This is a genomic window from Streptomyces subrutilus (assembly GCF_008704535.1).
GTDB classification, from domain to species: domain Bacteria; phylum Actinomycetota; class Actinomycetes; order Streptomycetales; family Streptomycetaceae; genus Streptomyces; species Streptomyces subrutilus.
In genome coordinates this window covers 6,335,761-6,358,523 of sequence record NZ_CP023701.1, presented here as the reverse complement: position 1 = coordinate 6,358,523, position 22,763 = coordinate 6,335,761, and the positions used below count along the sequence as shown (strand labels likewise).

Sequence of the window (22,763 nt, the reverse complement as noted above, 5' to 3'; positions counted from 1 at the left end):
GCGCGGCCCGGGCGAGTGGGGTGCGGGGCCGGGAGGCTCCGCGCCCCCGCCTCACACCGCGGCTAGCGGATCGGCATGCCGGAGATCGTGCGCGCGATCACCAGCCGCTGGATCTCGCTGGTCCCCTCGAAGATGGTGTAGATGGCGCTGTCCCGGTGCATCCGCTCCACCGGGTACTCCCGCGTGAAGCCGTTGCCGCCGAGGATCTGCACCGCCTGGGCGGTCACCTTCTTCGCGACCTCGCTCGCGAACAGCTTCGACATCGAGCCCTCCGCCGCCGTGAACGGCCGTCCCGCGACCGCCATCCACGAGGCCCGCCACACCAGCAGCCGCGCGGCGTCGATCTGCGTGCGCATGTCGGCGAGCTGGAAGGCGACGCCCTGGTTGTCGATGATCGGGCGGCCGAACTGCGTCCGGGTCTTCGCGTAGTCCAGCGCCACCTCGTACGCCGCGCGCGCGGTGCCCACCGCCATGGCGCCGACCGCGGGCCGGGAGGCCTCGAAGGTGGCCATGGCGGCGTTCTTCACCCGCTCGCCCGCGCCGCCGCGCGCCCGCTCGTGGGCCCGCGCCAGGCGCTCGTCCAGCTTCTCCTTGCCGCCCAGCAGGCAGGAGCCGGGGACGCGCACGTCCTCCAGGACGACCTCGGCCGTGTGGGAGGCGCGGATGCCGTGCTTCTTGAACTTCTGGCCCTGCGACAGTCCGGGGGTGTTCGGCGGGACGATGAATGAGGCGTGCCCCTTGGTGCCGAGCTCGGGGTCGACGACGGCCACGACGATGTGGACGTTGGCGATGCCGCCGTTGGTCGCCCAGGTCTTGGTGCCGTTGAGCACCCACTCGTCCTTGGCCTGGTCGTACACGGCGCGCGTGCGCATCGAGCCGACGTCGGAGCCGGCGTCGGGCTCGGAGGAGCAGAAGGCGGCGACCTTCACGTCGTTCGCGTCGCCGTACATCTGCGGTATCCAGGTGCCGATCTGCTCCTCGGTGCCGTTGGCGACGACGCCGATGGCCGCGAGGCCGGTGCCCACGATGGACAGGGCGATGCCCGCGTCGCCCCAGAAGAGCTCCTCCATGGCCACCGGGATGCCGAGGCCGGTGGGGTCGAAGAACTGCTGGGCGTAGAAGTCCAGCGAGTAGATGCCGACCTTCGCGGCCTCCTGGATGACGGGCCAGGGAGTCTCTTCGCGCTCGTCCCATTCCGCGGCGGCGGGCCGGATGACATCGGCCGCGAAGCCGTGGATCCAGTCCCGCACCTGCTTCTGGTCGTCGTTGAGCTCCATGGTGAACTCCGCCATGTCCCCTCCAGCTGTCTGTTCGCGTCCATGCATCGGTTACTAGCGGTAACCCACACGATGACCACAGTCTGTTACCGGTCAGTAAGCACTGTCAAGCAGCGCGGGCGCACCCCCGGCGCCCGACCCCGCGGGCGGCCGCCGATTCGATCGCGAGGGTGTGCGGGGTGTTACGTTGCGTGGGCGTCAGGCACATCGCAAGGGCGGGGAGAGAAACACACCATGGAGACCACGCAGCAGGCAGGCGAGAGCGGGGCGGCGGAGCGCCGCCGGCGCGAGCTGCTCGAAGCCGCCGACCGGGTCGTGCTCAGGGACGGCCCGAAGGCCTCCATGAACGCCATCGCGGCCGAGGCCGGCATCACCAAACCCATCCTGTACCGGCACTTCGGCGACAAGGCGGGCCTCTACCAGGCGCTCGCCGTCCGCCACACCGACGGCCTGCTCGACTCATTGCGGGCCGCGCTCGACGCCCCGGCCGAGCGCCGCAGCCGGGTGGAGGCCACCCTGGACACCTACCTCGCGGCCATCGAGGCCCGGCCGCAGGTGTACCGCTTCCTCATGCACCCCGCCGAGGACTCCCAGGCCGTCGAGCGCGGCTTCGACGTCGGCCTGCACTCGGCTCCGCTGCTGCGCCGCCTCGGCGAGGAGCTGGCCCAGGTGATCGGCGAGCGCGTGGACCTCGGCCCCGGCGGCGAACGGCTGGCCCGGATCTGGGGCCACGGCATCGTCGGCATGATGCACGCGGCCGGCGACTGGTGGCTGGGCGAGCGGCCGTGCGACCGGGCCGAGCTGGTCACCGGCCTCACCGACCTGCTGTGGGGCCGGCTGGCCACCGCGGGCAACCGGGCGGACGGCCCGGGCTTCTGACCCCGGCCCGTGTCGTCCGCCGTCCGCCGGTCGGCGCCGTACGTCGCGCGGGCCGGCGCCGCGGCGCGCGGGCCTCAGCCCCGCGGCGCCGACCACGGCGCCTTGCGGATGGCGCGGCGCAGCCGCCGGGCCCGCAGCCCCGTGACCCGGTCCGCGTAGACCGTGCCCGCCAGGTGGTCGCACTCGTGCTGGAGGCAGCGCGCGAAGAAGCCGGTGCCCTCGATGCGCACCGGGGTGCCGTCCGCGGTCACCCCTTCGACGACCGCCCGGTCGAAGCGGGGCGTGCCGGCCTCCAGTCCGGGCAGCGAGAGGCAGCCCTCGGGACCGAGGTACTCGTCCCCGTCGGCCTCCACCAGACGGGGGTTGACGATGTGGCCGACGTGGCGGACGTCCTCGTCGTCGGGGCAGTCGTAGACGAACACCCGCTGTGCGACGCCGATCTGGTTGGCGGCCAGCCCGACCCCCTCCGCGGCGTACATCGTCGCGAACATGTCCTCGACCAGCCGGGCGAGATCGGGTCCGAACGCGGTCACTTCCGCGCACGTCGAGCGGAGCACCGGATCGCCCAGCAGGCTCATGGTGCGGACGGTGCCGGTGGTGCCGGGGATGGGGCGCTGTCGCATGGCCGTAAGGGTACGACGGGCGAATATATGAGGAGATCCGCCGCGGCGCGGGGGCGCCGCGGTCAAGGCTCCGGCCGGTACTGGATAGGCTGGGGGCGACCGACGCAAGGAGGACAAGGGACGATGGCAGGCAACACGGAGCCGCTTTCGCCGCGGGCCAAGCTGGCCGTGACGGCGGGCAAGGCCGCGGCGGCGGTGTCGCGGGCCGCGGGACGCGGAAGCGGATCGGTGATCGGCGGCAAGGTCGCACTCAGGCTCGACCCCGATCTCCTCGGCGCGCTGGCGCAGCACCTCGACGTCGTCCTCGTCTCCGCGACGAACGGCAAGACCACGACGACGCGTCTGATCGCGGAGGCCCTGCGGGCCAGCGGCCCGGTCGTCTCCAACGCCCTCGGCGCCAACATGCCGGCCGGCATCACCTCGGCCCTGGCGGGCGGCTCGGACGCCCGGTACGGCGTCATCGAGGTCGACGAGAAGTACCTGTCCGGAGTGGCCCGCGACGTCACCCCGAAGGTGATCGCCCTCCTCAACCTCTCGCGCGACCAGCTGGACCGCGCCGCCGAGACCCGCATGCTCGCGGAGAAGTGGCGCGAGGGCCTCCAGGGCTCCAAGGCCGTCATCGTGGCGAACTGCGACGACCCGCTGATCGTGTGGTCCGCCTCCTCCTCGCAGAACGTGGTGTGGGTCGCCGCCGGCCAGGAGTGGAAGGACGACGCCTGGTCCTGCCCCTCCTGCGGCGGTGTCATGCAGCGCCCGGGCGACGACTGGTTCTGCGGCGAGTGCGGCTTCCGCCGCCCGATGCCGAGCTGGGTGCTCTCGGGCGACCACGTACTGGACCCGCACGGCTCGGCCTGGCCGATCCACCTCCAGCTGCCCGGCCGCGCCAACAAGGCCAACGCCGCCACCTCGGCCGCGGTCGCCGCGGTCTTCGGCGTCCCGCCGCAGGTCGCGCTGGAGCGGATGTACCAGGTCCAGGCCGTCGCCGGCCGCTACGACGTGATCAGCTTCCAGGGCCGCGAGCTGCGGCTGCTGCTCGCCAAGAACCCGGCCGGCTGGCTCGAAACGTTTTCCCTGATCGACCCGCCGCCGACCCCGGTGATCCTCTCGGTGAACGCCCGCGGCGCGGACGGCACCGACACCTCCTGGCTGTGGGACGTGGACTACCCGCGCCTCGCCGGCCACCCGATCTTCGTCATCGGCGACCGCAAGCTCGACCTCGCGGTCCGCCTGGAGGTCGCGGGGCTGGACTTCCGGGTGTGCGAGACCCTCGACGAGGCCGTGCAGCTCGCGCCGCCGGGGCAGATCGAGCTGATCGCCAACTACACCGCCTTCCAGGACGTCCGCCGCCGCGTCGGCAACTAGCACCCCTTCAGAACCGCAGAGGACACGAGCATGAGCGACAACAGCCTGCGTCTGGTGTGGGTCTACCCCGACCTGCTGAGCACGTACGGAGACCAGGGCAACGCCCTCGTGGTGGAGCGCCGGGCGCGTCAGCGCGGCCTGGACGTGCAGCGCGTGGACGTCCGCAGCGACCAGCCCATCCCCACCTCGGGCGACATCTACCTGATCGGCGGCGGCGAGGACCGGCCCCAGCGGCTGGCCGCCGAGCGCCTGGTGCGCGACGGCGGACTGGAGCGCGCCGTCTCGAACGGGGCGATCGTCTTCTCCGTCTGCGCCGGCTACCAGATCCTGGGCAAGGAGTTCGTCAACGACCAGGGCCAGCGCCAGGAGGGCCTCGGCCTGCTGGACGTGGTCACCGTCCGCGGCGAGGGCGAGCGGTGCGTCGGCGACGTCCTCGGGGACATCGACCCGCGCCTGGGCCTGCCCCAGCTGACGGGCTTCGAGAACCACCAGGGCATCACCCACCTCGGCCCGACGGCGCGGCCGTTCGCCCGGGTGACCATGGGCCGCGGCAACGGCACCGGCGACGGCACCGAGGGCGCGTACAACGACACGGTCTTCGGCACCTACATGCACGGCCCCGTCATGGCCCGCAACCCGCACATCGCGGACCTGCTGCTGAAGCTGGCCCTCGACGTGAACGCGCTGCCGGCCATAGACGACCGGTGGTACGAGGCGCTGCGCGCGGAGCGCATCTCGGCCGCGACGCAGCCGGCCTGACCGCCCGCGCCGTCCCGGCTACGGCCCGGCTCCCCTTGCGGGAGCCGGGCCGCCGTGCGTTCGCACCACGGTCCGGACCAGCATGTGGAGGATGGTTCAGTCCACGCGGCTTCCGCTTGTAGGGTGACCGTAGTTCCAACCGGACGACGTGGTCCGGTCGTCGGCCCACGTTGCAAAGGTCCGTTCCTGCCATGCGCATTGGTGTGCTCACTTCCGGTGGCGACTGCCCCGGCCTGAATGCCGTCATCCGCTCCGTCGTGCACCGCGCCGTCGTCGACCACGGCGACGAGGTCATCGGCTTCCTCGACGGCTGGAAGGGCCTGCTGGAGGCGGACTACCGCAAGCTCGACCTCGACGCGGTGGCCGGCATCCTGGCCCGCGGCGGCACCGTCCTCGGCTCCTCCCGGGTCCAGCCCGCGCACCTGCGCGACGGCGTGGAGCGGGCCCGCGGTCACGTCGCCGACCTGGGCCTCGACGCGATCATCCCGATCGGCGGCGAGGGCACCCTGAAGGCGGCGAACCTGCTCGCTCAGGCCGGCCTGCCGATCGTGGGGGTCCCCAAGACGATCGACAACGACATCGCGTCCACCGACGTGACCTTCGGCTTCGACACCGCCGTCGGCGTGGCCACCGAGGCGCTGGACCGGCTGAAGACCACCGCCGAGTCCCACCAGCGCGTCATGGTGGTGGAGGTCATGGGTCGGCACACCGGGTGGATCGCCCTGCACTCGGGCATGGCGGCCGGAGCGCACGCGATCGTCGTCCCGGAGCGCCCCTTCGACATAGACGAGCTGACGGCGATCGTCGGCGAGCGCTTCTCGGCCGGCAAGCGGTTCGCGATCGTCGTGGTCGCCGAGGGTGCCAAGCCGCGCCCCGGCACCATGGAGTTCGAGCAGGGCGGCACCGACATGTACGGGCACGAGCGGTTCGCCGGCATCGGCAACCGGCTCGCCGTCGAGCTGGAGCACCGCCTCGGCAAGGAGGCGCGGCCGGTCATCCTGGGCCATGTGCAGCGCGGCGGCACGCCCACCGCGTACGACCGGGTGCTGGCCACCCGGTTCGGCTGGCACGCGGTGGAGGCGGCGCACCGCGGCGAGTTCGGCATGCTGACCGCGCTGCGCGGCACCGACATCGTGATGGTGCCGCTGGACGAGGCCGTGCAGACCCTCAAGACGGTTCCGGCCGCCCGCTACGACGAGGCGCAGACGGTCCTGTGACCCTCCTTCCGTGAGTGCCGCCCCCGCGCGCAGTGGCGCACGGGGGCGGCATTACTGTGGTGGGGCGCCACAGTCAAGAGGAGTGAACAGATGGATCACAGCGGGCACGGCATGGACATGAACATGGACCTGCCGCCGTTCACCCTCGGGCGGGGGCTGGAGTTCTCCTTCGACGGCTTCTTCCTCTTCGGCTCCCTGCTGGGCCTCGCCCTGTACCTGTGGGGCGTGCTGCGCCTGCGCGGCCGCGGCGACGCCTGGCCGGTGGGGCGGACGGTGGCCTTCACGCTGGGCGTGCTCACCGTGGTCCTGGTGATGTGCACGAAGCTGAACGACTACGGCATGGTCATGTTCAGCGTCCACATGGTCCAGCACATGGTGATCAGCATGGTCACCCCGATCCTGCTGCTGCTCGGCGCGCCGATGACCCTGGCGCTGCGCGCCCTGCCGCCCGCCGCGCGCGGCAGCAAGGGCCCCCGCGAGCTCCTCATGATGCTGCTGCACAGCCGCTACATGCGCGTGATCACGCACCCGGCCTTCACCATCCCCATGTTCATCGCGAGCCTCTACGGCCTGTACTTCACGCCGCTCTTCGACTTCCTGATGGAGAGCCGGGCCGGGCACATCGCGATGATGGTGCACTTCCTCGCCGTCGGCCTGATCTTCTTCTGGCCGATCATGGGCGTGGACCCGGGCCCGCACCGGCCCGGCTACGTGATGCGGATGCTGGAGCTCTTCGCCGGCATGCCCTTCCACGCCTTCTTCGGCATCGCCCTGATGATGGCCAGCGAGCCGATGATCAAGACGTACGCCGATCCGCCCGCCTCCCTGGGCATCGACCCGCTCCTCGACCAGCAGTGGGGCGGCGGCATCGCCTGGGCCTTCAGCGAGATCCCCTCGGTGCTGGTTCTGATCGCCCTCGTCTACCAGTGGTACCACTCGGAGCAGCGGGCCGCGAAGCGGTCCGACCGGGCTGCGGACCGGGACGGCGACCAGGAGCTGGAGGCGTACAACTCGTATCTGGCCTCGCTCCAGGCGCGTGGCCGGTAGCGCGCCGACGCCTCCGCGCGCCACCATGGGGCATGACCGGTTCTGTTAAGGCGATGGCCGTCACGACCTTCGCCGCTCTGGTGGCCGTCGCCGCGTACTCCGTGGCCCTGGGCAGCAACGGGTGGCTGTGGTTCGGCTGGGTGGTGCTGGGGCTGCTGACCGCCGGGATGGCCGCCTCCCGCGGGGCCTGACCCGCCGGCTCCGCGCCCACCCGCGGGGCCCGCCGCGCCCGGGCCGGTCCTGAGCCGCGCCCGAGGCGTCCGCGCGTCCGATGTTCGCAGGTCCGTACGGCGCCACCCGTCCGGCCCACCGGCCCGCGAACCGGTGGATTCCGGCCGATCCCGGGACGAACGGCCGAGGTGGCTTCGACGGCACCGTGCCCATCCGCCGCCGTTTCCCGCACACTGGTCCGGACCGTGAGGTGAAGGGAAACGCCGGGTGTTCTACCACTTGCTCAAGCACGTCCTGCTCGGGCCGCTGCTACGGCTGCTGTTCCGGCCGAGGATCGAAGGCCTGGAGAACATCCCGGCGGAGGGCGCCGCGATCATCGCGGGCAACCACCTGTCGTTCTCCGACCACTTCCTGATGCCGGCCATCCTCAAGCGCCGGATCACCTTCCTCGCGAAGGCCGAGTACTTCACCGGCCCGGGGGTCAAGGGCCGGCTGACCGCCGCCTTCTTCCGCAGCGCCGGGCAGATCCCCGTGGACCGCTCCGGCAAGGACGCCGGACGGGCCGCCCTGCGCGAGGGGCTCGGGGTGCTGGCCGAGGACGAGCTGCTGGGCATCTACCCGGAGGGCACCCGCTCGCACGACGGGCGGCTGTACAAGGGCAAGGTCGGCGTGGCCGCGATGGCGCTGGGCGCCGGGGTGCCGGTGGTGCCGTGCGCGATGGTCGGCACCTTCGAGATCCAGCCGCCCGGACAGAAGATCCCGAAGATCCGGCGGGTGACGATCCGCTTCGGCGAGCCGATGGACTTCTCCCGCTACGCCGGGCTGGAGTCGGAGCGGGCGGTGCTGCGCGCCGTCACCGACGAGATCATGTACGCCATCCTCGCGCTCTCGGGCCAGGAGTACGTCGACCGGTACGCGGCCGAGGTCAAGGCCGAGGCGGAGGAAGGACGGAAGAGGGCCCGGCGCCCGAAGCGCTGAGCCCCCTCCCCGTCCCGCGGGCCGTCCGCTACCGGACGGCCGGGAGCTCCTCACGCGCCGGAAGGTCCGCGCCCGGGGCCGCCGACTTCGCGGCGGCCGGGGCGGGGGCGACGGGCGTGGCGTGCGGGCCGCACTTCACGTCCTTGGCGTCGACCTTGCCGGTCAGCAGGTAGCTGTCCACGCGGGTGTTGATGCAGGGGTTCACCAGGCTGGTGACACCGTGCGAGCCCGCGTTCTGCTCGGTGATCAGGCGCGAACCGCCGAGGCGGCGGTGCATCGAGACCGCGCCCTCGTACGGGGTGGCCGCGTCCCGCTCGGACTGGACGATCAGCACCGGCGGCAGGCCCTGCCGGGCGCCCGCACCGACCTCGATCGGGGTGCTCTGCTTGGACTTCCAGGTCGCGCAGGGCAGGTTCATCCAGGCGTTGGACCAGGTCAGGAACGGGTACTTCTGGTGCAGCTTGGTGTTGTCCCGGTCCCACTTGGCCCAGCTGGTGGGCCACTTGGCGTCGGCGCACTCGACCGCGGTGTAGACGGCGTTGCCGTTCTCGGAGGCGGCGTTGCCGGCCGTGTCGGACATGTCCGGGGCGATGGCGTCGACCAGCGCCTGGGTGTCGCCGGCGACGTAGGCGGCCCAGGTCTGGGCGACGGGCACCCAGGAGGAGTCGTAGTACGGGGCGCCCTGGAAGAAGCCGATCAGCTCGGCCGGGCCGACGACCCCGCCGATCGGGTCGGCCTTGGCCGTGGCGCGCAGCTCCTGGTACTTCGCCTCCACCTTGGCGCGGGTGTCGCCGATGTGGAAGACGGCGTCGTTCTTGGCGACCCAGTCCTGCCAGTCGTTCCAGCGGGTCTGGAAGGCGACGTCCTGGCCGAGGTTGGCCTCGTACCAGATGTTGTCCTGGTCCGGGTCCACGACGCTGTCGACGATCATGCGGCGGACGTGGCTCGGGAAGAGGGTCGCGTAGACCCCGCCGAGGTAGGTGCCGTAGGAGACGCCGAGGTAGTTCAGCTTCTTCTCGCCGAGCGCGGCACGGATGACGTCGAGGTCGCGCGCGGTGTTCGGGGTGGTCATGTGCGGCAGCATCTCGCCGCTGCGCTCCTTGCAGCCGTCCGCGTACTCGGCGGCGAGCTTGCGCTGGGCGCGCTTGTCGGCCTCGCTGGACGGGACCGGGTCGGCCTTGGGGGCCTTGACGAACTCCTGCGGGTCGATGCAGGAGATCGGCGCGGAGTGGCCGACGCCGCGCGGGTCGAAGCCCACGAAGTCGTACGCCTTGGAGGTGTTGACCCACAGCGGGCTCTTGGTGGTGACCCGTCGCGGGAAGCGCATGCCGGAACCGCCGGGGCCGCCGGGGTTGTAGAGGAGGGCGCCCTGGCGCTCGTCCTTGGTGCCGGTGTTGCCGATCCGGTCGACCGCGAGCTCGATGGTCTTGCCGAACGGCTTGGTGTAGTCGAGCGGGACCTTGACCCAGCCGCACTGGATGGGCTTCTCGAAGCCCCAGTCGGCCGGACAGTCCTTCCAGTCGATCCCGGCGCGGGCCGCGCGGGCGGCGGCGATCTGGACGCCGACCGCCTCCGCCGCGCCGTTGTCGCGTCCGGCGGCCGCCGCGGAGGCGGGCGGGGCCAGCAGCAGGCTCGCCGCCAGCGTGCCGGTGATCAGGGTGGCGGCGCTCCCCAGCGCCGCGTTGCGTATCACGTGGTTGTTCCCCCTGCGTCAAGTGCCGCTCTCGGCGGCCGGGTTCGATCGGATTCGGTCGTCCGCGTGCAGGGGCGATCCTGGTGCCTGACCGGGACCCGGCGACAGAGCGGGGCGCGGTTCTTTGCCAACCCGATAACCGGAAAGGTGTGTACCGCTGAGCGGAGACCGGTTCGTCCCCGTTCACCAGCCGTACGTGCGGCAGGCCCCGTCCAGCAGTTCGCGCAGCCTCAGGGCGTCCGGGGCCAAGGCCGTCACGAGCACCGCGGGTCCGGCCAGCGGCGTCACCGCCGCGTACTCGCCCAGCACCGCGGCCGCGGGCGGGGCCGCCTCGAAGTCGGGGTCCACGACGAGGAGCTGTCCGATCGCCCGGTGCCCGGCGAGGCCGGCCGGGCCGTCCCAGCCGCCGGGCGCGCCGGGCCCGCAGGCGAGTTCCTGGTCCAGCAGCGGCCGGCCGCCGCGCGTGACGGCGAGCCTGCTGCGCAGCAGGCCCGGGGCCTCGCCGGCGCGGCCGAGCACCTGCTCCTCGCGCAGCAGCAGCCGGGCGGTGGGGGCCAGCCGGGCCTCGGTGCGCACGCGCAGGTCGCTGCCGCGTACGGAGACCAGCGGTTCCGGCAGCCACCGCACCGACGCGCCGTCCTCCAGGGTGAGCCGTACGTCGTAGTGCGCGGGCTCGCCGCCGCGGCCGGGCAGGGCCAGGGTGGCCGCCGCGGAGCCGAGGGCGAGGTGCGCCCCGGGCCCGGCGGTGGCCTCGACGGTGAGGTGGTCGCCGCCCAGCGGGGCGCTCATGGCGCCGACGAGCACGACCCCGGCCTCCGCGCCCCGCCCCCGGGTGCGGCGCAGGGCGAGGGGCCCCTCCCCGGCCAGGAGGGGCAGCGCGGTGCCGCCCCGCCCGTCGGCGGTGGCGCGGATGCGGGCGGTGGCGCGCAGTCCCGCCGGTGGCGGGAGGTCGGGGGGCGGGCAGGTCACCGTACGATCCAGGCGGCGATCCGCTCGCGCACCCAGTCGGCCACCGGGCCGACGCCCTCGGAGCCGCGCAGCGACTGGAAGGCGACGGGCAGTTCGCCGCGCTGGTCGGCGGCGTCGCGGGCCATCCGGGCGAGGTCGGAACCGACGTGCGGGGCGAGGTCGGTCTTGTTGACGACGAGGAGGTCGGCGGTGGTGACGCCGGGGCCGCCCTTGCGCGGGATGTCGTCGCCGCCGGCCACGTCGATGACGAAGATCTGGGCGTCGACGAGGCCGCGGGAGAAGGTGGCGGTGAGGTTGTCCCCGCCGGACTCGACGAGGATCAGGTCGAGCGGCCCGCTGTGCAGGAACGCCTCTTCCAGTTCCTCGACGGCCTCCAGGTTGGCGGAGATGTCGTCGCGGATCGCGGTGTGCGGACAGGCCCCGGTCTCGACGGCCGCGATCCGCTCGGGCGGCAGCACCGCCTCGCGGAGCAGGAACTCGGCGTCCTCGCGGGTGTAGATGTCGTTGGTGACCACCGCCATGGAGAGCTCGGCGCGCAGGGCGCGGCACAGGGCGGCGACGGTGGCCGTCTTGCCGGAGCCGACGGGCCCGCCGAGGCCGATGCGCAGGGCGCGCCGGGAGCCGTCGGATCGGACGGGGTCGGCGTGGGTGTGGCGGTGCGGGTAGGTCACGCCGTGGTCGAGGTGCATGGGGTCTCCTTGGGGCTGTTCGGGGTCCGGTGGGGGCGCTCAGGAGGCGAAGAGGCGTACCGCCCAGTCGGCATGGACCTCCGCCGCGATCTCCAGCAGGGGCGAGGAGGCGGCCGGCAGGGCGCCGGCGCCCTCCGTGCGGGCCCGCAGGGCGGCGTCGACGGCCCGGGCCGCGACGGCGTCGAGCTCGGGGGCGAGGCGGGCCAGGACCCCGCTCGCCTCGAAGGGGTCCAGGCCCAGCAGCCGGACGGTCGCGGTGGCCGGGCCGCCGACGCTCTCGTACACCGCCACGTGTGCGGCGTCGCGCGGACCGAGCCCGGCCGCCCGGGCGGTGAGCCCGAGGACGACAGGCTGGTGCGCGCCGCGCGGGAAGGCCGCGGCCAGGGCGTCGAGTTCGGCCGAGGGCCAGGTGGCCCGGGCGGCCCGCAGGAGCTGCCGGCCGAGCCGCCGAGCCGCGGTGCGCAGCGCGGGCGAGGGCGTGCGCGCGTCGGCGGCGCCGTCGAGCTCGACCGGGTCGATCCCGAGGGCGGCGCCGGCGGCGAGGCCGGCGGCGGTGAGGCCGGCCGTGTGCAGCCGGCCCCGGCAGAACTCCTCCAGGGTGGCGGCGTCGCGGATGCGGCCGGCCTTGCAGGCGGCCTCGGCCCCGCCGGAGTGGGCGTGCCCCCCGGCGGGGAAGCGTCCGTCGGCGAGGACGAGCAGTGCGGCGAGACTCATCAGAACAGGAAGTATCTCTGGGCCATGGGCAGTTCGGCGGCGGGCGCCGGTTCCACGGCTTCGCCGTCGATGGTGACGGTGAAGGTGTCCGCGTCGACCTCCACCCGGGGCATGGCGTCGTTGTTGCGCATGTCCGTCTTGCCCACCTTGCGGGTGGACTCGATGGCCACGAACGCCTTGCCGAGACCGAGCCGTTCGGGCAGCCCGTCGTCGAGCGCGGCCTGCGCCGTGAAGTTGAAGGAGTTCAGGGCGGGCGCGCGCCCGAAGCTGCCGTACATCGGGCGGGGCAGGACCGGCTGCGGGGTGGGGATGGAGGCGTTGGCGTCGCCCATCTGCGCGTAGGCGATCTGGCCGCCCTTGATGACGAGCTCGGGCTTGACGCCGAAGAACGCCGGGGTCCACAGCACGAGGTCGGCGAGCTTGCCGGTCTCCACGGAGCCGATCTCGCGGGCGAGTCCCTGGGCGACGGCGGGGTTGATCGTGTACTTGGCGACGTAGCGGCGGGCCCGGTGGTTGTCGGCGGGTCCGTCGCCGGGCAGGAACCCGCGGCGCTTCTTCATCACGTGGGCGGTCTGCCAGGTGCGCAGCACGACCTCGCCGACCCGGCCCATGGCCTGGGAGTCGGAGGAGATGATGGAGATGGCGCCGAGGTCGTGCAGCACGTCCTCGGCGGCGATGGTCGAGGGCCGGATGCGCGATTCGGCGAAGGCCAGGTCCTCGGGGACGGCCGGGTTGAGGTGGTGGCACACCATGAGCATGTCGAGGTGTTCCTCGATGGTGTTGACGGTGTGCGGCCGGGTGGGGTTGGTGGAGCTCGGCAGTATGTTGGGCTCGGACACCACGGTGATGATGTCGGGGGCGTGACCGCCGCCGGCGCCTTCGGTGTGGTACGAGTGGATCGTCCGTCCGGCGATGGCCGCGAGGGTGTCGGCGACGAAGCCGGCCTCGTTGAGGGTGTCGGTGTGGATGGCGACCTGGGCTCCGGTCTCGTCGCAGACGCTCAGACAGGCGTCGATGACGGCCGGGGTGGCGCCCCAGTCCTCGTGGATCTTGAATCCGAGGGCTCCGCCGCGCAGCTGGGAGTGCATGGCCTCGCGGGACATGGTGTTGCCCTTGCCGAGGAGGCCGATGTTGACGGGGTAGGCCTCCAGTGCCGCGAACATCCGGGCCAGGTGCCAGGGTCCGGGGGTGACGGTGGTGGCCTTGCTGCCCTCGGCCGGACCGGTGCCGCCGCCGACGAGGGTGGTGATGCCGGAGGCGAGCGCCTCCTCGATGACCGTGGGCGCGATGAAGTGCACGTGGGCGTCGATGGCGCCGGCGGTGACGATCTTGCCGTTGCCGGCGATGATCTCCGTCTCGGGGCCGATGACGAGGGCGGGGTCGACCCCGTCCATGGTGTCCGGGTTGCCGGCCTTGCCGATGCCGCAGATGCGGCCGTCGCGGATGCCGAGGTCGGCCTTGACGATGCCCCAGTGGTCGAGGATCACGACCCCGGTGATCACCGTGTCGGGAGCGCCCTGGGCCCGGGTGGTGCGGGCCTGGCCCATGGACTCGCGGATCACCTTGCCGCCGCCGAAGACGGCCTCGTCGCCGGCCCGGCCGGGGCCGCCCGCGAGGTCCTGCTCGATCTCGACGAAGAGGTCGGTGTCGGCCAGCCTGATCCGGTCGCCGGTCGTCGGCCCGAAGAGGTCGGAGTACACCTGTCGGGAGATCTCAGCCATCGAGCGGCCCTCCGGTCTCTCCGCGCAGTCCCGGTACGGTGCGCAGTCCGCCGAGGGGTACGAGTTCCACCGCGACCGGGATCCCGGGCTCGAAGCGGACGGCCGTACCGGCGGCGATGTTGAGGCGCTGTCCGCGGGCGGCGGTCCGGTCGAAGTCGAGACCGGGGTTGGCCTCGGCGAAGTGGTAGTGGGAGCCGACCTGGACGGGCCGGTCGGCGGCGTTGAGCACGGTGAGACGGGTGACGGGGAGGCCCTCGTTGAGGAGCACCGGCCCGTCCCCGAAGGCGATTTCGCCGGGGATCATGGGCGTGCTCCTCAGACGATCGGGTCGTGGACGGTGACGAGCTTGGTGCCGTCCGGGAAGGTGGCCTCGACCTGGACGTCGTGGATCATCTCGGGGATGCCCTCCATGACGTCCTCGCGGCCCAGGACGGTGCGGCCGGAGGCCATCAGCTCGGCCACGGTGCGGCCGTCGCGGGCGCCTTCGAGGATGTGGGAGGTGATCAACGCGATCGCCTCGGGGTGGTTGAGGCGGACGCCGCGCGCCCGTCTCTTCTCGGCCACGTCCGCGGCGACGTGGATGAGCAGTCTCTCCTGCTCGTGTGGTGTCAGTTGCACACGTATCACCAAGCTTCCAGGACAAGATCGACATCGCGCCGGTGCGACCCTATCGGCCTTCAACACTTTGTTGACCTCGACGAACGCCCGCCCGGCGCATTCTTGGCCGATGCGGGGAAAGGCTTTCCGCACCGACCACCGTTGCTTTACCGGATCATGGGCGATCTTTGGTGAAGGGCCCGAGGTGCCACGCTAGGACGCGCGCTTTTCCGCCGCGTTAACCCGTGTTTCGCGCAGGCACCCGTTTCGCGCCGCGGGCGCCCCGGTCCGGGGCCGCGCGGGCGTCCTTGCGTACGAAGGCCCGCGGCGCGGGAAGGCCCGCCCGCCGCGTCCCGGGTGCGGCGGCCTCCGGCGGAGGGTCAGCGGCCGGTCCCGGTCCCCGCGGGAGCGCCGGCCGGCCAGGGCAGCGCGATCCACACCGTCTTGCCCCCGTCCTCGGTGGGCGTGACGGAGAGCCGCCCGCCCGCCTCGGCGGTGAGGCAGCGGATGATGACCATGCCCCGGCCGTTGTCCTGCTGGACGGCGGCCGGCAGCCGCTTGGGCCAGCGCGGGTGGCTGTCGGTCACGCCCACGCGCAACCGCTCCTCCCGCTCCAGGCGGACGTCGACCCGGAAGGTGGGCGACTGCCCGAACGTGTGCTGGACGGCGTTGGTGGCGAGCTCGGAGACCATCAGCCGGACGCTGTCGGCGGCGTCGGCGGCGTCGGGCAGCCCCCACGCGCCCAGCACCTCCGCCACGAACCGGCGCGCCACGGCGACCGAGGCCGGTTCGCTCGGCAGAGTGACGGATGCTTCCTGGTGATCTGCCATGGCGACGGTCCCTTTCCCACCGGGGCGCGAACCGTCCCGGACCTGTGCTGGACGCCAGAGTGTCACCCATGGTGCCGCCGATTCCGCCGATCCCCGGAGATATGCATATATCTGTCGCTCAATGCGGTGAACCCTGCTACGGAAGAACGTGTGCGGACGGCAGACTGGTGCGACCCGTGCCGGTGGAAGGAGTCGGGTGTGCAGCATGGTCCCGCGGTGCGCCGGCGCAAGCTGGGCGAGGAACTGCGCGCCCTGCGCGACAGGTCCGGGCTCACCAGTGGTGAGGCGGCCCGGATCGCGGGGTGGCACCAGTCGAAGATCAGCCGGATCGAGACCGGGCGCAGCGGCGTCAAGCCCGACGACATCCGGCTGCTCCTGGACGTGTACGGGGAGATCGTGAGTCCCCGTCAGCGGGCCCTGCTGGAGGCCCTGTCGGCCTCCGCCTCCGTTCCCGGTCCGGCGGACGGCAGCGGCCGGTCCCGGCAGTGGTGGCACGACTACCGGGGGCTGCTGCCGCAGGAGTACCGCGACTTCATCAGCCTGGAGGCCGGGGCACGGTCGGCGCGCACGGTCGAACTCTCGGTGGTGCCGGGGCTGCTGCAGACGCCCGGGTACGCGCGGGCGGTGACCCGGGCCGCACTCGGCGGGCTGCCCGAGCCGAAGGTGGACGCGCTCGTCGAGGTGCGGCTGGCACGCCAGTCGGTGCTGCGGTCCGATCCGCCGCTGGAGCTGAGCGCGGTGCTGGACGAGGCGGTGCTGCGCCGGCAGATCGGCGGGCCGGGGGTGATGGCGGAACAGCTGGGGCACCTGGTGGAGGTGGCCCGTTTGCCCCATGTGCGGCTCCAGGTCCTGCCGTTCAGCGTGGGGGGACATCTCGGCCTCACCGGACCGTTCGTCATCTTCTCATTTCCGAACATCGCCGATCTGGATGTGGTCGTACTCGACCATCTGACGAGTAGCCTCTATCTGGAGCGGAAGGAAGACCTTGAGGCGTACAGCGCCGCGTTCCGCACCATCCAGGCGCACGCCCTCCCGCCCCAGGACTCGTCGGACCTCATCAGCGCCCTCGCTGACGACGCGTAAGGAGGCACTCCCGTGTCCGCAACCCCCTTGTCCACCGGCGGACTTCTGATCGGCGCGCGGTGGCGGCGGAGCAGCCGCAGCACCGGAATGAACAACTGTGTGGAAGCGGCCGCCCTCGGCCGCGGCCTGCTGGCCGTCCGCGACTCCAAGCGGGCGGACGGCCCGGCCGTGCTCTTCACCGGGCCGGCCTGGGGCGGCTTCCTCGCCCACGTACGGGCGGACCCGTCCCGCTGAACCGCCCGCTCCGCGCCCCGGCCCCGCCGGACCGGCCCGGAGCCCGGCGCGATCCGCAACCGACGGCCTACCGGTCGGCCGCGCCGGGCGGGGCCGTCGACAGGATCGTCTCCACCGCCCGGGTGATCTCCTCCCCCGTGAGATCCGCCCGGGCCGTGAGCCGGAGCCGGGAGATCCCGTCCGGCACCGACGGCGGCCGGAAGCACCCCACGAACAGTCCCGCCCCGCGGCAGTCGGCGGCCCAGCGCAGTGCCGCCGCGGCCGACGGGGCCCGTACCGACACCACGGCCGCGTCCGGCCGGGCCGCGGTCAGGCCGGACGCGGTGAGCCGCTCGTGCAGCAGCCGGGCCACCTCGCGGGCGCGGCCGGCCCGCTCGGGCTCGCGTCGCAGCAGCCGCAGGCTCGCGAGCGCCGCGCCCGTGGCGGCCGGGGCGAGCCCGGTGTCGAAGATGAACGTCCGGGCCGTGTTGACCAGGTGCCGGATCACCCGGGCGGGGCCGAGGACGGCGCCGCCCTGGCTGCCCAGGGACTTCGAGAGGGTCATGGTCGCGACCACCCCGGGCGCGCCCGCCAGGCCCTCCGCGTACAGGGCGCCGCGGCCGCCCTCCCCCAGGACGCCCAGCCCGTGCGCGTCGTCGACGACCAGGGCGGCGCCCTCCGCGCGGCAGGCGGCGGCGTACCCGGCGAGCGGGGCGGCGTCCCCGTCCACCGAGAACACCGAGTCGCTGACCAGCAGCGCCCGCCCGGCGTGCGCGGCGAGGGTCTTGCGGGCCGCGTCCGGGTCGGAGTGCGGGATCACGGCCGTGTCGGCGCGCGAGAGGCGGCAGCCGTCCACGATCGAGGCGTGGTTGCCGGCGTCCGAGACCACGAGGGTGCCGCGGTCGCTCAGCGCGGTGACGGCGGCCAGGTTCGCCGCGTAGCCGGAGGAGAGCACCAGCGCCGCCTCGAACCCGCAGAAGTCGGCGAGCTCGCGCTCCAGTTCCGCGTGCAGCTCCGTGGTGCCGGTGACCAGCCGGGAGCCGGTGGCTCCGGCCCCCCAGCGCTCGACCGCCTCCCGTGCGCCCCGTACCGTCCCGGGGTGCCGGGACAGGCCGAGGTAGTCGTTGCTCGCGAGGTCCAGCAGGGGGGAGGAGGCCGGCCTCGGACGCAGGGTCCGCACCAGTCCGGCCCGCTCGCGCGCCCGTTCCGCGTCGTCGATCCACGCGAAGACGTCCCCGGGGGCGGCCGCGGGGTCGGGTGCATGCTCGGGCATCGGCGGGTCCTCGTTTTTGTCGGCAGTCCACAGACCCGCCCGACCCTATCCGCCGTGACGCACGCGCCAGGTGTGGCGATCCACACACTCCCATCCGGCCATGTTGTGCGATCTCTCCTTGGCCGGGAGTGGTCGTGTGGTCCAGGATCGGCGTCATGGACCTGCTGAACACCCTGGTGGACAAGGGGCTGCGGCGCGAGCTGCCGACCCGCGAAGAGGCACTCGCCGTACTGGCGACTTCCGACGACGAACTGCTCGACGTGGTGGCCGCTGCCGGCAAGGTGCGCCGCCAGTGGTTCGGGCGCCGGGTCAAGCTCAACTACCTGGTCAACCTGAAGTCGGGCCTGTGCCCGGAGGACTGCTCGTACTGCTCGCAGCGGCTCGGTTCGAAGGCCGAGATCCTCAAGTACACCTGGCTGAAGCCGGAGGAGGCCTCCCAGGCCGCGGCGGCCGGGGTCGCGGGCGGCGCCAAGCGCGTCTGCCTGGTCGCCTCCGGGCGCGGACCGACGGACCGGGACGTGGACCGGGTCGGCAAGACGATCGCCGCGATCAAGGAGCAGAACGAGGGCGTCGAGGTCTGCGCCTGCCTCGGCCTGCTCTCGGACGGCCAGGCGGAGCGGCTGAAGGACGCCGGCGCCGACGCCTACAACCACAACCTGAACACCTCCGAGGCCACGTACGGCCAGATCACCAGGACCCACACGTACGCCGACCGCGTGGACACCGTGCAGAAGGCGCACGCCGCCGGCCTGTCCGCCTGCTCCGGTCTGATCGCGGGGATGGGCGAGAGCGACGAGGACCTCGTCGACGTCGTCTACTCGCTGCGCGGCCTCGACCCGGACTCGGTCCCGGTCAACTTCCTGATCCCCTTCGAGGGCACCCCGCTCGCCAAGGAGTGGAACCTCACCCCGCAGCGCGCCCTGCGCATCCTGGCGATGGTCCGCTTCGTCTGCCCCGACGTCGAGGTCCGCCTCGCGGGCGGCCGCGAGGTCCACCTGCGCTCGATGCAGCCGCTGGCCCTGCACCTGGTGAACTCCATCTTCCTCGGCGACTACCTGACCAGCGAGGGCCAGGCCGGACAGGCCGACCTCGACATGATCGCGGACGCGGGCTTCGAGGTGGAGGGGGCCGGTACGTCGACCCTGCCCGCCCACCGCTCCGACGTCGCGGCGGCCGCGGCCCCGGCCGGCGGCTGCGGTGCGCACGACGGCGCCCCGGTCTGCGGTCCGGCCGGCGCGGCGGACTCCGCCGGTACGGCCGGCTGCGGTTCGGCCTGCGGCGGCTGCTCGGGCCACGCGGAGGCGGCGCCCGTGGCGGCGCGGGCCGACGCGGGCGCGGTGCGCCCGGACCTGGTGGCGGTGCGCCGACGCGGCGCGGGGACGGACCTCGCCCCCAATGCCTGATCCGCACCACCCGCTGCCGGCCGGCGCGGAACTGCTCGCGCTGGACCGGCAGCACGTCTGGCACCCGTACGGCCCGATGCCGGGCCGACAGGAACCGCTGGTCATCGCCTCCGCAGCCGGGGTCCGGCTGCGGCTGGCCGACCCGTCGCAGGGGGAGGGCCGGGCCGATCTGGTCGACGGCATGTCCTCCTGGTGGTCGGCGGTCCACGGCTACAACCACCCGGTGCTCAACGAGGCCGCCACGGCCCAGTTGGGCCGGATGTCCCACGTGATGTTCGGCGGGCTCACCCACGAACCCGCCGTCCGGCTCGCCGCGAAGCTCGTCGAGATCACCCCGCCCGGGCTGGAGCACGTCTTCCTCTCCGACTCGGGTTCGGTGGCCGTCGAGGTCGCGGTCAAGATGTGCCTCCAGTACTGGCGTTCGCTCGGCCGCACGGGCAAGACCCGGCTGCTGACCTGGCGCGGCGGCTACCACGGGGACACCTGGCAGCCGATGGCCGTCTGCGATCCCGAGGGCGGGATGCACGAGCTGTGGCAGGGCCACCTGCCCCGGCAGGTCTTCGCGGACGCCCCGCCCGGCGGCTTCGACACGCCCATGGACCCCGCGTACACCGCACACCTGCGCTCCCTGATCGCCGCGCACGCCGACGAACTGGCCGCGGTCATCGTGGAACCGGTGGTCCAGGGCGCGGGCGGGATGCGCTTCCACCACCCGGGCTACCTGCGGGTGCTGCGCGACCTGTGCGACGAGTACGGGGTGCTGCTGATCCTGGACGAGATCGCCACGGGCTTCGGCCGCACCGGCGCCCTGTTCGCGGCCGGCCACGCGGGCATCACCCCCGACGTGATGTGCCTCGGCAAGGCCCTGACCGGCGGCTACCTCTCCCTGGCCGCGACCCTCTGCACCCCGCGCGTCGCCGAGGGCATCTCCCGGGGCGAGGTACCGGTGCTCGCGCACGGGCCGACCTTCATGGGCAACCCCCTGGCCACGGCGGTGGCCCTGGCCTCGGTCGAGCTGCTGCTCGGCCAGGACTGGGCCGGCGAGGTCGAGCGGATCGGGGCCGGCCTGCGCGAGGGCCTGGCCCCGGCCGCCGCGCTCCCCGGCGTACGGGAGGTACGCGTCCTCGGGGCGATCGGCGTGGTCCAGCTGACCCACGACGTCGACATGGCCGCGGCGACCCGCGCGGCCGTCCGGGAGGGCGTCTGGCTGCGCCCGTTCCGCGATCTGATCTACACGATGCCCCCGTTCGTCACCGGTGACGACGACGTGGCCCGGATCTGCCGCGCGGTCGTCGCGGCGGCGCAGGAAGGCTGAGATGTCCGTACTGGTCGTGTCCGGAACGGGCACGGAGATCGGCAAGACCGTGGTCACCGCTGCGGTCGCGGCCGCCGCGGTCGCCGCCGGCCGTTCGGTCGCCGTGCTCAAGCCCGCCCAGACCGGCGTCGGCCCGGACGAGCCGGGCGACGCCGCCGAGGTGGCGCGGCTGGCCGGCCCGACGGTCACGGCCCTCGAACTGGCCCGCTACCCGGAACCGTTGGCGCCCGGCACCGCGGCCCGGCGCGCGGGGCTGGCCACCCTGTCCCCCGCGGACATCGCCGAGGCCGCGGCGCGGCTCGCCCGGACCCACGACCTGGTGCTGGTGGAGGGCGCGGGCGGGCTGCTGGTCCGCTTCGACGAGGCGGGCCACACCCTGGCCGACGCGGCCCGGCTGCTCGGCGCCCCGACCCTGCTCGTCGCCCCGGCGGGCCTGGGCACCCTCAACTCCACCGCCCTGACCGCCGAGGCCCTGCGGGCCCGCGAGCTGACCGCGCTGGGCGTCGTCGTCGGCAGCTGGCCGGCCGCCCCGGACCTGGCTTCCCGCTGCAACCTGGCGGACCTCCCGACCGTCTCCGGCCTCCCGCTCCTGGGCGCGGTCCCGGAGTCCTCGGGCACCCTCCCGCCCGCCCGCTTCCGCACCGAGGCCCCCACCTGGCTCGCCCCCGCCCTCGCGGGCACCTGGTCGGCCCCCGCCTTCCTCACCGCCTGGCACCCCCCGACCCCGTAGCCGACACGGCCTCACCGCGAGGAAGGACGATGGGAGCCGAAACAACCCCGCCCCGCGGCGCGAGAGGGGGATGGGGCCCGAATCTGCCCCGCCGCACGGCAGGACGGTGCGCGCCGAATCAGCCCCGCCGGCGTTTGAGGCGCGGGGTCCGGGGCGGAGCCCCGGGATCCTTCAGCCCGGAGCAGGGCTGGCGGCGGCGCCCGTCCCCCTCCCTCCCCGCCGCCGTGGGCAGCGCGGGCCGAATCAGTCCCGCCGGCGATCGAGGCGCGGGGTCCGGGGCGGAGCCCCGCCGCCGCCACCCCGTCAGGGATGAGCGCGAGCGAACGGGGCAGCCTGGAAGTACCGGCACCGCACCGCCACCGCCCCGGAGGCCCGCATGCCCACGCTCCGCCGCACCCGCGGCCACTCCCCCACCACCCCGCCCCCACCGCGCGACCTGGTCCACCACCCCCTCTTCGCCCGGTTCTACGCCCGCGTCGGCACCTCCGCCGACACCCGCGCCGGCATCGCCGCGCTGCGCCGCGAACTGCTGCACGGCGTGTCCGGCCGGGTCGTCGAGATCGGCGCCGGCAACGGCCTGAACTTCCCGCACTACCCCCGCGCCGTCTCCGAGGTCGTCGCCGTGGAACCGGAGCGCTCGCTGCGCCGTCTCGCGACCGCCGCCGCACAGCGCTGCGAGGTCCCGGTGGACGTCGTACCGGGTGCGGCGGAGGCGCTCCCGGTCAAGAGCGAGGCCTTCGACGCCGCCGTCGCCTCGCTGGTGCTGTGCACCGTACGGGACCTGCCGCGCTCCCTCGCCGAACTGCACCGCGTGCTGCGTCCCGACGCCGAGCTGCGTTTCTTCGAGCACGGCCTGGCGCCCGGCCCCGGCATGGCCGCGGTCCAGCGGGCCGTGGACCGTACCGTCTGGCCCCGCCTGTTCGGCGGCTGCCACACCGCCCGCGACCCGCTCGCCGCGATCGAGGCCGCCGGGTTCCGCGTCGTCTCCCACCGGTCCTTCCGGATTCCCGAGCGCGGGCCCGCCCTGCCCAGCTCGTACTGCGTCCTCGGCTCGGCCCGCCGCGTCGACTGACCCGACGTCCCGGCCGACCCGGCCCGCCGCGACCGCCCGGACGGGGCGGTCCGCCGGGCGCGGCGGTCTGCCCCGCAGCGGCACCGGCCCCGGCGCCGCCTCCCCGGCACGGTCCGCGGCGGACGGCCTAGGCCGTCTCTTTCGGATC

At 73.5% G+C, this 22,763-nt stretch carries 24 protein-coding genes; 13 read left to right on the top strand and 11 right to left on the bottom strand.

Annotation, left to right across the window (positions count from 1 at the left end):
• Positions 1-62: 62 nt before the first annotated feature.
• Positions 63-1,292 (bottom strand): acyl-CoA dehydrogenase family protein, encoded by a 1,230-nt coding sequence (locus tag CP968_RS28310; RefSeq protein WP_150520684.1) that lies wholly within the window; start codon positions 1,290-1,292, stop codon positions 63-65.
• A gap of 219 nt (positions 1,293-1,511) precedes the next feature.
• On the opposite strand from CP968_RS28310, the gene CP968_RS28305 reads away from it, so the two are divergent.
• Positions 1,512-2,156 (top strand): TetR/AcrR family transcriptional regulator, encoded by a 645-nt coding sequence (locus tag CP968_RS28305; RefSeq protein WP_150520683.1) that lies wholly within the window; start codon positions 1,512-1,514, stop codon positions 2,154-2,156.
• A gap of 74 nt (positions 2,157-2,230) precedes the next feature.
• On the opposite strand, the gene def is transcribed toward CP968_RS28305, so the two are convergent.
• Complete coding sequence (gene def / locus CP968_RS28300) at positions 2,231-2,779, bottom strand: peptide deformylase (protein ID WP_150520682.1); 549 nt, start codon at positions 2,777-2,779, stop codon at positions 2,231-2,233.
• 123 nt (positions 2,780-2,902) lie between these two features.
• Between def and CP968_RS28295 the strand changes: the two genes are divergently transcribed.
• The 6 genes from CP968_RS28295 (at position 2,903) to CP968_RS28275 (ending at position 8,313) form a co-directional block, all read left to right on the top strand.
• Positions 2,903-4,141 (top strand): MurT ligase domain-containing protein, encoded by a 1,239-nt coding sequence (locus tag CP968_RS28295; RefSeq protein ID WP_150520681.1) that lies wholly within the window; start codon positions 2,903-2,905, stop codon positions 4,139-4,141.
• Positions 4,142-4,171: 30 nt separating this feature from the next.
• Positions 4,172-4,900, top strand: coding sequence for a type 1 glutamine amidotransferase (locus tag CP968_RS28290; protein WP_150520680.1), 729 nt, complete (start codon positions 4,172-4,174; stop codon positions 4,898-4,900).
• A gap of 191 nt (positions 4,901-5,091) precedes the next feature.
• On the top strand, positions 5,092-6,117 hold the full coding sequence (locus CP968_RS28285; protein ID WP_150520679.1) for a 6-phosphofructokinase: 1,026 nt from the start codon (positions 5,092-5,094) through the stop codon (positions 6,115-6,117).
• 90 nt (positions 6,118-6,207) lie between these two features.
• A complete protein-coding gene (locus CP968_RS28280) occupies positions 6,208-7,164 on the top strand; it encodes a cytochrome c oxidase assembly protein (protein ID WP_150520678.1) in 957 nt (318 codons plus the stop codon).
• A 32-nt stretch (positions 7,165-7,196) separates the two neighbouring features.
• Entirely contained in the window at positions 7,197-7,355 is a 159-nt protein-coding gene (locus CP968_RS34230) for a hypothetical protein (protein ID WP_167536860.1), read from the top strand.
• 247 nt (positions 7,356-7,602) lie between these two features.
• The gene (locus CP968_RS28275) at positions 7,603-8,313 is read left to right on the top strand and encodes a lysophospholipid acyltransferase family protein (protein ID WP_150520677.1); all 711 of its coding nucleotides are present in this window, start codon (positions 7,603-7,605) and stop codon (positions 8,311-8,313) included.
• Between the two features lie 28 nt (positions 8,314-8,341).
• On the opposite strand, the gene CP968_RS28270 is transcribed toward CP968_RS28275, so the two are convergent.
• From CP968_RS28270 to CP968_RS28235, 8 genes are all read right to left on the bottom strand, one after another.
• Entirely contained in the window at positions 8,342-10,006 is a 1,665-nt protein-coding gene (locus CP968_RS28270; protein ID WP_229886690.1) for an alpha/beta hydrolase, read from the bottom strand.
• Between the two features lie 183 nt (positions 10,007-10,189).
• Complete coding sequence (locus CP968_RS28265; RefSeq protein ID WP_229886692.1) at positions 10,190-10,975, bottom strand: urease accessory protein UreD; 786 nt, start codon at positions 10,973-10,975, stop codon at positions 10,190-10,192.
• Complete coding sequence (ureG, locus tag CP968_RS28260; protein WP_150520676.1) at positions 10,972-11,664, bottom strand: urease accessory protein UreG; 693 nt, start codon at positions 11,662-11,664, stop codon at positions 10,972-10,974. Before ureG ends, CP968_RS28265 begins: the two co-directional genes overlap by 4 nt.
• A gap of 39 nt (positions 11,665-11,703) precedes the next feature.
• Entirely contained in the window at positions 11,704-12,378 is a 675-nt protein-coding gene (locus CP968_RS28255; RefSeq protein WP_150520675.1) for an urease accessory protein UreF, read from the bottom strand.
• The gene (locus CP968_RS28250; RefSeq protein ID WP_150520674.1) at positions 12,378-14,099 is read right to left on the bottom strand and encodes an urease subunit alpha; all 1,722 of its coding nucleotides are present in this window, start codon (positions 14,097-14,099) and stop codon (positions 12,378-12,380) included. The genes CP968_RS28255 and CP968_RS28250 overlap by 1 nt, the downstream gene beginning before the upstream one ends.
• Entirely contained in the window at positions 14,092-14,403 is a 312-nt protein-coding gene (locus CP968_RS28245) for an urease subunit beta (RefSeq protein ID WP_150520673.1), read from the bottom strand. The genes CP968_RS28250 and CP968_RS28245 overlap by 8 nt, the downstream gene beginning before the upstream one ends.
• Before the next feature lie 11 nt (positions 14,404-14,414).
• Entirely contained in the window at positions 14,415-14,717 is a 303-nt protein-coding gene (locus tag CP968_RS28240) for an urease subunit gamma (protein WP_150520672.1), read from the bottom strand.
• Positions 14,718-15,076: 359 nt separating this feature from the next.
• Entirely contained in the window at positions 15,077-15,526 is a 450-nt protein-coding gene (locus CP968_RS28235; protein ID WP_150520671.1) for an ATP-binding protein, read from the bottom strand.
• A gap of 198 nt (positions 15,527-15,724) precedes the next feature.
• Between CP968_RS28235 and CP968_RS28230 the strand changes: the two genes are divergently transcribed.
• Together CP968_RS28230 and CP968_RS28225 are read left to right on the top strand one after the other, a co-directional pair.
• A complete protein-coding gene (locus tag CP968_RS28230) occupies positions 15,725-16,609 on the top strand; it encodes a helix-turn-helix domain-containing protein (RefSeq protein WP_150520670.1) in 885 nt (294 codons plus the stop codon).
• 12 nt (positions 16,610-16,621) lie between these two features.
• Positions 16,622-16,843, top strand: a complete 222-nt coding sequence (locus tag CP968_RS28225; protein WP_150520669.1) for a DUF397 domain-containing protein — start codon at positions 16,622-16,624, stop codon at positions 16,841-16,843.
• Positions 16,844-16,910: 67 nt separating this feature from the next.
• On the opposite strand, the gene CP968_RS28220 is transcribed toward CP968_RS28225, so the two are convergent.
• Positions 16,911-18,095 (bottom strand): 8-amino-7-oxononanoate synthase, encoded by a 1,185-nt coding sequence (locus CP968_RS28220; RefSeq protein ID WP_150520668.1) that lies wholly within the window; start codon positions 18,093-18,095, stop codon positions 16,911-16,913.
• Positions 18,096-18,250: 155 nt separating this feature from the next.
• On the opposite strand from CP968_RS28220, the gene bioB reads away from it, so the two are divergent.
• The 4 genes from bioB (at position 18,251) to CP968_RS28200 (ending at position 22,615) form a co-directional block, all read left to right on the top strand.
• Positions 18,251-19,498 (top strand): biotin synthase BioB, encoded by a 1,248-nt coding sequence (gene bioB, locus CP968_RS28215; protein WP_150520667.1) that lies wholly within the window; start codon positions 18,251-18,253, stop codon positions 19,496-19,498.
• Positions 19,491-20,813 (top strand): adenosylmethionine--8-amino-7-oxononanoate transaminase, encoded by a 1,323-nt coding sequence (locus tag CP968_RS28210; RefSeq protein ID WP_150520666.1) that lies wholly within the window; start codon positions 19,491-19,493, stop codon positions 20,811-20,813. Before bioB ends, CP968_RS28210 begins: the two co-directional genes overlap by 8 nt.
• A 1-nt stretch (position 20,814) precedes the next feature.
• On the top strand, positions 20,815-21,543 hold the full coding sequence (gene bioD, locus CP968_RS28205; protein ID WP_150520665.1) for a dethiobiotin synthase: 729 nt from the start codon (positions 20,815-20,817) through the stop codon (positions 21,541-21,543).
• Positions 21,544-21,919: 376 nt separating this feature from the next.
• Positions 21,920-22,615, top strand: coding sequence for a class I SAM-dependent methyltransferase (locus tag CP968_RS28200; RefSeq protein ID WP_150520664.1), 696 nt, complete (start codon positions 21,920-21,922; stop codon positions 22,613-22,615).
• Positions 22,616-22,763: the final 148 nt, after the last annotated feature.

Bases quoted from the DNA above. Each gene is read 5' to 3' on its own strand.
- CP968_RS28310 (WP_150520684.1), bottom strand. From the start codon at position 1,292: ATGGCGGAGTTCACCATGGAGCTCAACGACGACCAGAAGCAGGTGCGG.
- CP968_RS28305 (WP_150520683.1), top strand. From the start codon at position 1,512: ATGGAGACCACGCAGCAGGCAGGCGAGAGCGGGGCGGCGGAGCGCCGC.
- def (WP_150520682.1), bottom strand. From the start codon at position 2,779: ATGCGACAGCGCCCCATCCCCGGCACCACCGGCACCGTCCGCACCATG.
- CP968_RS28295 (WP_150520681.1), top strand. From the start codon at position 2,903: ATGGCAGGCAACACGGAGCCGCTTTCGCCGCGGGCCAAGCTGGCCGTG.
- CP968_RS28290 (WP_150520680.1), top strand. From the start codon at position 4,172: ATGAGCGACAACAGCCTGCGTCTGGTGTGGGTCTACCCCGACCTGCTG.
- CP968_RS28285 (WP_150520679.1), top strand. From the start codon at position 5,092: ATGCGCATTGGTGTGCTCACTTCCGGTGGCGACTGCCCCGGCCTGAAT.
- CP968_RS28280 (WP_150520678.1), top strand. From the start codon at position 6,208: ATGGATCACAGCGGGCACGGCATGGACATGAACATGGACCTGCCGCCG.
- CP968_RS34230 (WP_167536860.1), top strand. From the start codon at position 7,197: ATGACCGGTTCTGTTAAGGCGATGGCCGTCACGACCTTCGCCGCTCTG.
- ureG (WP_150520676.1), bottom strand. From the start codon at position 11,664: ATGCACCTCGACCACGGCGTGACCTACCCGCACCGCCACACCCACGCC.
- CP968_RS28255 (WP_150520675.1), bottom strand. From the start codon at position 12,378: ATGAGTCTCGCCGCACTGCTCGTCCTCGCCGACGGACGCTTCCCCGCC.
- CP968_RS28250 (WP_150520674.1), bottom strand. From the start codon at position 14,099: ATGGCTGAGATCTCCCGACAGGTGTACTCCGACCTCTTCGGGCCGACG.
- CP968_RS28245 (WP_150520673.1), bottom strand. From the start codon at position 14,403: ATGATCCCCGGCGAAATCGCCTTCGGGGACGGGCCGGTGCTCCTCAAC.
- CP968_RS28235 (WP_150520671.1), bottom strand. From the start codon at position 15,526: ATGGCAGATCACCAGGAAGCATCCGTCACTCTGCCGAGCGAACCGGCC.
- CP968_RS28220 (WP_150520668.1), bottom strand. From the start codon at position 18,095: ATGCCCGAGCATGCACCCGACCCCGCGGCCGCCCCCGGGGACGTCTTC.
- bioB (WP_150520667.1), top strand. From the start codon at position 18,251: ATGGACCTGCTGAACACCCTGGTGGACAAGGGGCTGCGGCGCGAGCTG.
- CP968_RS28210 (WP_150520666.1), top strand. From the start codon at position 19,491: ATGCCTGATCCGCACCACCCGCTGCCGGCCGGCGCGGAACTGCTCGCG.
- bioD (WP_150520665.1), top strand. From the start codon at position 20,815: ATGTCCGTACTGGTCGTGTCCGGAACGGGCACGGAGATCGGCAAGACC.
- CP968_RS28200 (WP_150520664.1), top strand. From the start codon at position 21,920: ATGCCCACGCTCCGCCGCACCCGCGGCCACTCCCCCACCACCCCGCCC.